Origin of the sequence: Pseudofrankia coriaricola, from assembly GCF_032027725.1 — a bacterium.
In the GTDB taxonomy this organism is placed as follows: domain Bacteria; phylum Actinomycetota; class Actinomycetes; order Frankiales; family Frankiaceae; genus Pseudofrankia.
This window is the reverse complement of sequence record NZ_JASNFO010000160.1, coordinates 1-8,977: the sequence shown is the minus strand read 5'-3', so window position 1 is coordinate 8,977 and position 8,977 is coordinate 1. Positions and strand designations below refer to the sequence as shown.

Below are 8,977 nucleotides of genomic sequence, written 5' to 3'. Positions count from 1 at the left end.
GTGCGAAAATGATCTTCTTTCGCACGTCCGGCGGCCGCCGTCCCCAGGGTCACCAGAGGGCCAAAGGACGTGCGAAAATGATCTTCTTTCGCACGTCCGGCGGCCGCCGTCCCCAGGGTCATTGACAGGCACCCCGCACACGACGAAGGCCGCCGGGGATCCGGCGGCCTTCGTCGATCTGTGGCGGGGGCAGCGGTGGGCGGATGGGGCTCGAACCCATGGCCGGAAGACCATGAGGCCCTCGGTCCCGCTGACGTCAGGGCGTCCGCGGGACCGAGGGCCTCTCGTGGCCGACTACGGCGCCTCGGCGCGGGCCTCGCCACCCGGCTGGCGGCGGCCGGGGCGCCCTCGGGTGTGACGTACTGGCGGACCAGCCACCTGGGCGGCCACCGCTTCGCCGCGACCTTCTTCGTGCTGCCGGAGGGCACCGCCTGGGCCTACGGCGACGAGGACCTCGTCGAGACGGTGCTGCGGCGCAAGGGCGAGTTCGCCGACGTCGCCGACCACTACCGCGGCTGCTGCGGGCTCAAAGGCCCTCAGGTGCAAGCACTCGAGCTCGAGGTCCTGCGCCAGGTGGGCTGGAGCCTGCTGGACTCCCCCCGCACGGGCTCGTTCGACGGCTCGCGCGCCGAGCTGTCCTGCGGGTATGACGGCGAGACCGTCACGTGGTCGGCAGACGTCCGGCCCGGCCGCGGCGTCCCGGCCCCCGACTGCCCGAGCCCGCCCGCATCCGCCACCAAGAGTCAGACCGAATGGGCGGTCTCGGCGATCAGTCGCGCCTAAGCGCCTATCCAGGGGTTCTGCGCGTAACCCGGGTGAGATCACCGGGTGGGAGGTCGTGTTGACACCGGCCCCGCCGGGGGTTGGATCGAGGTTGCACCAGTCGTCCACCCGTCCGGCGAGGTCGTGGTCAGTATGCGCCCGCCCACTGTGTTCGCCAACCGCCCCACCTGCGACCTCGAGCGGCTGCGAGGGGATCTGCGAGGCCGGTGGCGGGTGGCGGTGCGGGCGGTGATGGTGCTGCTGTCCCTGCACGGGCTGACCGCGGCCGAGATCGGGGCACTGCTGGAGTGTCATCCGGCCACGGCGCGGCGCTGGATCGGCCGGTTCAACATCGCCGGACCGGCCGGGCTGGCCGACCGGCCCCGACCGGGACGGCCCCGGCTGGGTGGACGCCGGCTGTGCGCGCGGATCGCCGCCCTGCTGGAGTGCCCGGGGCCGTGGACGGTCCGGCGGGTCTGGCGCTGTCTGGGCCGGCCGGACCTGAGCCTGCGCACGCTGTACCGGCGGATCCGTCAGGTCGCCGTCTGGCGCCGGCCCTGTCCCGGAGGAGGACATCGAGGAGGCGCGCCGGTGGTTCCGGCCGTGACGAGGCGGCGTCCGCACAGCGGCCGACTCGGTATCCCGTTCGTGCTCGATACCGGTGCGGTGATCGCGTTGTCCCAGCTCGACAAGACGGCGCGAACGATGCTTGCCGCCGCTCTGCGTGAGCAGTCTCAGGTCTGGGTTCCCGCTCCCGTCATCACGGAGCTCGTCCGTGGCAATCAACGGCGAGATGCCGCCGTCAACCGCGTGTTGAAGTCCGTCAGTGATGTCCATCCGCTCGACGAGCCGCTCGCGCGGGATGCCGGCAGGTTGCTCGCCGGTGGCGGCACGACGGTGGATGCCATGGTGGTGGCGACCGCGCAACGTGTCGCGGGCGCCGGCTCAGTGGTGATAATGATTGGCGATCCCCGCGACATCACGGCACTTGTCGCTGACGACTCACGGGTACGAGTGGCGGCTGTATGACCCGGTCTCCCCAGGTCATACGCGGTGTTCTCCCCGGGGCTGCCGATGCCCGTCGCAGCGAAAGTAGGTAGAGCCGGTCACGCGAAAAGCACGGTCCGTATGCGGACCGTGCTTTTCGTCGTTGTCGGGCCGGGTGATGGCGGCTACAGGGTGATGGGCAGGCGCTTGTGGCCGCGGACGGTGCTGGTGTGCAGCATCTCGACGCCGTCCCGGTCGATCTCCCATTTCGGGAAGCGGCGCAGCGTCTCCTCCAGCGCGGCCCGCGTCTCCAGCCGGGCAAGTGCCGCGCCGAGGCAGAAGTGGATGCCGTGGCCGAGGGAGACGTGGCCGTCGACCTTGCGGCGGATGTCGAACCGGTCCGGGTCGGGGAACCTGCGCTCGTCGCGGCCGGCGGACGCGGTCAGCAGCAGCACCTTGGACTTCGCCGGGATCGTCACGCCGTGCAGCTCGACGTCCCGGATGGCGGTACGGCCCTGCACCGCCGACGGCGCGGCGTAGCGCAGCAGCTCCTCGACGGCGTTCGGGATCAGTCCCGGGTCCTGGGCGAGGTCCGCGCGCGCCTCCGGGTTCTCGGCGAGGATGAGGCCGGCCCAGCCGACCAGCCGGGCGACGGTCTCCGTGCCGGTGCTGACGAGCAGGCAGGCGAAGTCCGTCGCCTCCTCGCTGGTCAGCCGGCGGGTGCCGCCGTCCTCGGTGCGCATCTCGGCCTCGACCAGCGCGGTCATCATGTCGTCGCGCGGGTTTGTGCGCCGGGACTCGATCGCGTCGCCGAAATAGTCGTACAACTTGATCTGGGCGCCGAACGAGATGTCGTTGACGATGCCCTTGTTCTCGTCGATGTGGAACGCCTGGTCGATCGTCCGGCGGATCTCCTCGCGGTCGGCCGGGTCGACGCCGAGCAGCTCGGACATGACCCTCGACGGCAGCTGGGCGGAGAACTCCTGGACGTAGTCGAAGCCGGCGGAGCCGAGGTGCGGGTCGAGCAGCTCGGCGCACACAGACCGGATGTAGGGCTCCAGCTCGGCGATGCGCCGCGGGGTGAACGCCCGGGAGACCAGCAGTCGGATCGCAGTGTGCGCCGGCGGGTCCTTGAAGATCATGAAGCCGGTGTCCATCGGCTCCGAGCTCATGATCTCCAGAACCGTGCCGTAGACGGAGCTGAAAGTCGCCGGGTCGCGGTGGGCGGCGTCGATGTCCTGGTGCCGTGACAGCGCGTAGAAATCGAGCCGGTCGTTGCGGTAAACGGGCGCCTCGTCACGCAGCCGGCGCCAGACCGGGTACGGGTCGACGTCGATCGCCTTGTCAAACGGGTCCCAGTACAGATCGCGCACTGCCGAAGCCCTCGCCCCCGTGATTGTAATTGGTATTTGCCCAACCAAATCGGAGCATAGCCCGCGGCGGAGACCACGCCGAGCGGCGGCGGTGAAGCCCGGTGGGTGGTACGTCACATCACATTTCCATTCCCAGCGATAGAACTACGTCACGACAACAGGCAAAAGGGGGAATCGCCCCGCGCGCTCATGCCCTCACCTCATGGCGCACGGCCACCACCCTCCGTGCGCGCCACAACCGTTTTGGCCTGGCTGATCTCACGGACAGAAGCCGGGGCTGTCGCCCATCTGTCAACGGCCAGACAGGCCCGGTCGCCGCCCCCGCCACTCCGCAGGGCAGGTGACAGCGCGGTACCTTCACACCAGAACGCGCACGGAGTTCGAGCCTGCCTGTGGTTGGTTTTCCCGAGTGAGACGTCCACCTCGACGTGGGTCTCCGCGGTTAGGCCGTACCTATTTCAGTACTCAGATCAATACAGAACCTTCAGGCGGGCCAGCTTTCGGTCAGGATCCGCGGGCCGCGGCGGGAGAGCATTCCGACACTTTCGCCGCGGGACGCCATGCGTTCGTCCGTCGACTCGCCGCGGATGTAGCGGGCATAGAGCTGCTGGCGGATGACGGCGAGCCGCCAGCAGGCGAACGCCTCGTACCAGGCGATGGCGGCCAGGTCGAGACCGCTGCGCGCGGCATGGCGGTCGACCACCTCCGCGCGGGTCGGCAGGCCCAGCGTGTCCACGCCAGGGTCGTGGAGGGCATGGTCATCGTCCGTGTCGGCGAGCCGGTCCTGTCCGCCTAGCCACCATGGACGGCCCGCTCGATCTGCTCGGCGAACCGTTCGCGCGCGGCGGCTCAGCGGGCCGGCAGGTGCCCTGACGGAAAGAGGCCCGTGGCCGGCTCGAACTGCGCCAGCAACGTGCGCGCGAGCGCGGTCCGGTGGACCTCCGTCGGGCCGTCGGCGAGCCCCATCTGGAAGCTTTCCAGCACCCAGGCCCCGAACGGCATCTCGTTGGAGATCCCCAGCGAGCCGTGTATCTGCACCGCCCGCGCGGCGACGTCGTGCAGGACCTTGGGCATCGCCGCCTTCACCGCGTGAATGTCGGCGCGCACGCGGTCGTAGTCGTTGTAACGGTCTATCCGCCAGGCGGTGCGCAGCACGAGGAGCCGAAACTGCTCGATCCCGATCCACGAGTCGGCGATCATCGCCTGCACGAGCTGCTTGCGGGCGAGCGGCTCACCTTTGGTGGACCGGCTGAGCGCCCGCTCGCACATCATCGCGAACGCCTCGCGCACCAGGCCGACGGTCCGCATCGCGTTGTGGACGCGACCGCCGCCGAGCCGGGTCTGGGCGACGGCGAAGCCCTGCCCGCGCTCGCCGAGCAGGTGGTCGACGGGCACCCGCACGTCCTCGTAGCGGATGTACGCGTGCGCCCCTTCCATCTCCTCGTGGCCCGCGACGCCGACGTTGCGCAGGATCGTGACTCCCGGGGTCTCGGCCGGGACGACGAACATCGACTACCTGCGGTGCGGCGCCGCGTCAGGGTCGGTGACCGCGAGCACGATGAGGACGACGCGTACCGGGCGTGGCTGGAGAACCACTTCTCGCCGTTGATCACCCACTGGTCGCCGTCGAGCTCGGCACGGGTGACGAACTGGGTCGGGTCGCTGCCGCCCCGCGGCTCGGTCATGGAGAACGAGGACATGATCTCGCCGGCGACGAGTGGCTCGAGATCGCGCTTCCTGAGCTCGTCGGTGCCGTAGCGGGCGAGGATCTCCGCGTTGCCCGAGTCGGGCGCCTGGCAGCCGAACACCACCGGCGCGGCGTGCGACCGGCCCGGGATCTCGTGCATGAGCGCCAGCTTGACCTGCCCGTACCCCGGGCCGCCCAGGTGCGGGCCGAGATGGCAGGCCCACAGGCCACGTGCGCGGACCTTCTCCTGCAACGGCGGGATCAGCTCCCGTCGCAGCGGATCACTCAGGTCCCGCGCGTTCGCGACCACCAGGTCGACCGGCTGCACCTCCTGGCGCACGAACTCGTCGATCCAGTCAAGCTCCGCCTGGAAGTCGGCGTCCGTCTCGAAGTCCCATCCCATGCGCGCTCCCTCGCCGTGTCGGATGCTGACGGCGGGCTCAGGGCGTTCTCGGGTATCGACCCCGGACGCGGAAGCCTGTTCTCCCGCGCGGCCCGCGCGGCCAGCACGGCCGAGGGCAGGCTTGGTGGAAAACACCGGCGGTGCCGCTCGTCGGTTGACGCGCGAGCAGCCCGCACGTTAGTCAGATTTCAGCACAGTTTCAGTGGCACAGGCCGGCGCTCCAGTGCCAGATACGGAGGAACCCATGTCCGACGTTTCTATGATCATCGACGGAGAGCGCCGGGCCGCCCCGTCGACCTTCGGTGTCGTCAATCCGGCGACCGGCGCGGTCCACGCCGAGGCGCCGGACTGCTCCCGCGAGCAGCTCGACGAGGCGTTCAACGCCGCGGCCAAGGCCTTCACCGACTGGCGCAAGGACGAGACCGCCCGCCGCACCGCACTACGAGAGGCCGCGACAAGGCTCGCCGCGGCCGCGGACCGGATCGGCCCGGTCCTCACCGCCGAGCAGGGAAAGCCACTGAAGGCGGCGAAGATGGAGCCGCTGGCCGCCAGCATGTGGCTGAAGTACTTCGCCGATCTGGAGGTCGGCCGCGAGGTCATCCAGGACGACGCCCGCGCCTACGCCGAGGTGGTACGCCGCCCCGTCGGCGTCGTCGCCGCGATCACCCCGTGGAACTTCCCGATCGTGCTGTCGGCGTGGAAGATCGGCCCCGCGCTGCTCGCCGGCAACACGATGGTCCTCAAACCCTCGCCGTTCACGCCCCGCAGCACCCTGCTCATGGGCGAGATCCTCGCCGAAGTCCTCCCGCCGGGCGTCCTGAACGTCGTCTCCGGCGGCGACGAACTCGGCAGGTGGATGACCGCCCACCCCACACCCCGCAAGATCAGCTTCACCGGGTCCGTCGCCACCGGCAAGCACATCGCCGCCTCCGCCGCCCCCGACCTCAAAAGAGTCACCCTGGAGCTCGGCGGCAACGACGCCGCGATCGTCCTCGACGACGCCGACCCGGCCGTCATCACGGAGAAGCTCTTCCGCGGGGCCTTCGACAACAACGGCCAGGTCTGCTCCGCCATCAAACGCCTCTACGTCCCCGAGTCGCTCTACGACGACGTCGTCGACGCGCTGGCCGCCCGTGTCGCACGGGTCAGGGTCGGTGACGGCATGGACCCGGCCTCCGAGCTCGGCCCCATCCAGAACCGCCCCCAGTTCGACCGCGTCTCCGGCCTCGTCGCCGAGGCGATCGCGGGCGGCGCGAAGGCCGCCACCGGCGGCGCCCCGATCGACGGCCCCGGCTACTTCTACCAGCCGACCGTCCTGACCGGCGCCGCCGAGGGCACCCGCATCGTCGACGAGGAACAGTTCGGCCCGGCGCTGCCGGTCATCTCCTACCGCGACGTCGACGAGGTCGTCGCCCGCGCCAACGCCACCATGTACGGCCTGTCGGGCTCGGTGTGGTCGGCCGACCCCGACCGGGCCGTCGCCGTCGCCGAACGACTCGACTGCGGCACCGCCTGGGTCAACACCCACGTCGCCCTCGGGCCGCACCAGCCCTTCGGCGGGTTCAAGTGGAGCGGCCTCGGCGTCGAGAACGGCCCCTGGGGCCTCGCCGGCTTCACCGAAATCCAGGTCCAGTACCGCGCCAAGCGCTGACGCCCGCCGGCCGCCGCGCCCCGACCAGCGCCTGGCCGGGGCGCGGCGCGGCGCGTCCGAAGCAGGCGCCTCCGGAACGCGGTGCGGCTGGAACGCTGAGGCTGGTGACGCTCCCTTGCCCGGATCCCGTCGGCGGGTCAGCCCAGGACTGGTTCCCAGATGTGGCGGGACGCCGCCTCCGGGTCGGTGATGAGGGAGGTCGGGACGTCGAGGCGGCGGGCGATGCCGGCCGGGCCGGCGGAGCCGAACTCGGGCCAGCCCGGGTCGTCGTCGGTGGCGAAGGCGACCCAGGCCCTGCGCATCTCCTCGGAGAGCACCACGGCCTCCTCCGGCGTGGGCGTGCCGAGCAGCATGTCGGACATCCCGCGGTAAGGTTGCCGAAGGTCAGCGCGACATCGACGGCGTGGCAGGATCCGAGCACTCCGCCAAAAGCCGGCGACGGCCAGGTGAACTCGTAGCCGAACGCGCGGCCGGGATGGCGGTGGGCGCACCACAGCGACGGCATCCGGAACGTGCGGTCGGACATGATCAGCGTGTGCAGGTCAAGGTCCGAGATGCCGGGGTGGGCGGCGCGGTGGTCCGCCAGGGCGGAGGCGGGCAGGCCGGCGCGCTCAGCGGTCGCGGCCGGGTCGGCCTTCGTCAGGCCTGAGTTCGGTCACCTGCTCGTTTTCGATCATGGTGTAGTGCGTTGACCTGGGGTGATGGGTGCCTGGTGGGTGGTTCTGAGGCACTAATTGGTGCCCTACGGTGTGGTTGTGGCCTGGATTCGGCGGGTGCGGACGGCGTCGGGGGCGACGGCTGTGCAGATCGCCGAGTCGGTCGGGGGCCGGCGGCGGATCGTCGCGCATGTGGGTTCGGCGCATACCGAGGCCGAGCTTGGGGTGCTCATCGAGCGGGCCCGGGAACTGTTGGAGGCTCCGGGCCAGGGCGAGCTCGAGCTCGGGGTCGAGCCGGTCGCGGTGAGGACCCCGCTGCTCGGCGAGGCCGGCCCTGCCCCGCCGGTTCTGTTCGACGTGGCCGTGGAACCGCTGCGTGGGCGGGTGGCGGTCGCTGGGCCGCGGGTGGTCGCGACCGGCTCGCGGGTGCTCTACGACGTGCTCGTCTCGGTGTTCACGTCGTTGGGGTTCGACGCCCTGGGCGACGAGGTGTTCCGGGACCTGGTGATCGCCAGGCTGGTCGAGCCGACGTCGATCCTGGACACCGGCAGGGTGCTGGTGGACCTCGGCGCCACGCCGGCGAGCGAGAAGACGATGCGCCGCACCCTGCTCCGCGCGCATCAGGGCGGCTACCGCGACCAGCTCGCGGGGCTGTGTTTCGCCCACGCCAGGGCCGCTGGTGATGTCTCGCTGTGTCTCTACGACGTGACCACGCTCTACTTCGAGGCCGAGAACGAGGACGAACTGCGCCGGGTCGGCTACTCCAAGGAACGCCGCGTCGACCCACAGATCGTCGTCGGGCTACTCGTCGACCGGTACGGGTTCCCGCTCGAGATCGGCTGCTACGAGGGCAACCGGGCCGAGACCGCGACGATCCTGCCGATCGTCCGCCAGTTCAGGAACCGCCACGGCCTGGAGAACCTGGTCGTGGTCGCCGACGCCGGCATGCTCTCCGCGGCCAACCTGCGCGACCTCGACGAGGCCGGGTTCGGGTTCATCGTCGGTTCCCGGGTCACCAAGGCGCCGATCGATCTGGAGTCCCACTTCCGCTGGCACGGCGACGCGTTCACCGACGGGCAGATCATCGACACGATCACTCCCAGAAAGGGCCGCAACCGGGACAACGACGTCGCGTTGAAGACCGAGCCCGTCTGGGACCGGGAACAGCACCCCGCGTCGTGGCGGGCGGTCCGGGCCTACTCCGCCAGACGCGCCGCCCGCGACAACAGGACCCTCACCGCCCAGGAGAACCGCGCCCGCGCCGTCGTCGGGGGAGAACAGACCGCGCGCACCCCGAGATTCGTCACGGTCACAGGCGACGCCACCACCCTCGACGAGGCCAGCCTCGCCCGCGCCCGCCGACTCGTCGGCCTCAAGGGCTACGTCACCAACCTCCCGGTCACCGTCGTGACCGCCCCCGAGGTCATCGCGAACTACCACGACCTCTGGCACGTCGAG

The 8,977-nt window shown here is 70.5% G+C and carries 6 protein-coding genes and 2 pseudogenes; 4 read left to right on the top strand and 4 right to left on the bottom strand.

The features are described from left to right. Positions 1 to 354: 354 nt before the first annotated feature. Both QOZ89_RS46115 and QOZ89_RS48570 read left to right on the top strand, forming a co-directional pair. Positions 355 to 783: a hypothetical protein gene (locus QOZ89_RS46115; RefSeq protein ID WP_241841563.1), complete on the top strand. Its 429-nt coding sequence runs from the start codon at positions 355 to 357 to the stop codon at positions 781 to 783. Between the two features lie 132 nt (positions 784 to 915). Then, a pseudogene (locus QOZ89_RS48570) lies at positions 916 to 1,683 on the top strand (helix-turn-helix domain-containing protein); the annotation flags it as partial. A gap of 251 nt (positions 1,684 to 1,934) precedes the next feature. Here QOZ89_RS48570 and QOZ89_RS46105 read toward each other — a convergent pair. The 3 genes and pseudogenes from QOZ89_RS46105 to QOZ89_RS46095 form a co-directional block, all read right to left on the bottom strand. Beyond that, positions 1,935 to 3,122 carry a cytochrome P450 gene (locus QOZ89_RS46105; protein ID WP_071047427.1) on the bottom strand — a complete coding sequence of 396 codons (1,188 nt, stop codon included), beginning with the start codon at positions 3,120 to 3,122 and terminating at the stop codon, positions 1,935 to 1,937. A 484-nt stretch (positions 3,123 to 3,606) separates the two neighbouring features. Next, positions 3,607 to 3,858, bottom strand: coding sequence for a hypothetical protein (locus QOZ89_RS46100; protein WP_312630308.1), 252 nt, complete (start codon positions 3,856 to 3,858; stop codon positions 3,607 to 3,609). Positions 3,859 to 3,971: 113 nt separating this feature from the next. Further along, positions 3,972 to 5,212, bottom strand: a pseudogene (locus QOZ89_RS46095) (acyl-CoA dehydrogenase family protein). Positions 5,213 to 5,456: 244 nt separating this feature from the next. Between QOZ89_RS46095 and QOZ89_RS46090 the strand changes: the two are divergent. Then, entirely contained in the window at positions 5,457 to 6,863 is a 1,407-nt protein-coding gene (locus QOZ89_RS46090) for an aldehyde dehydrogenase family protein (RefSeq protein WP_312630307.1), read from the top strand. Between the two features lie 137 nt (positions 6,864 to 7,000). Here QOZ89_RS46090 and QOZ89_RS46085 read toward each other — a convergent pair whose 3' ends face one another. Then, a complete protein-coding gene (locus QOZ89_RS46085) occupies positions 7,001 to 7,225 on the bottom strand; it encodes a hypothetical protein (protein WP_312630306.1) in 225 nt (74 codons plus the stop codon). A gap of 393 nt (positions 7,226 to 7,618) precedes the next feature. Between QOZ89_RS46085 and QOZ89_RS46080 the strand changes: the two genes are divergently transcribed. Continuing rightward, on the top strand, positions 7,619 to 8,977 hold a 1,359-nt coding region (locus QOZ89_RS46080; protein ID WP_397428783.1), incomplete at its 3' end, for an IS1634 family transposase.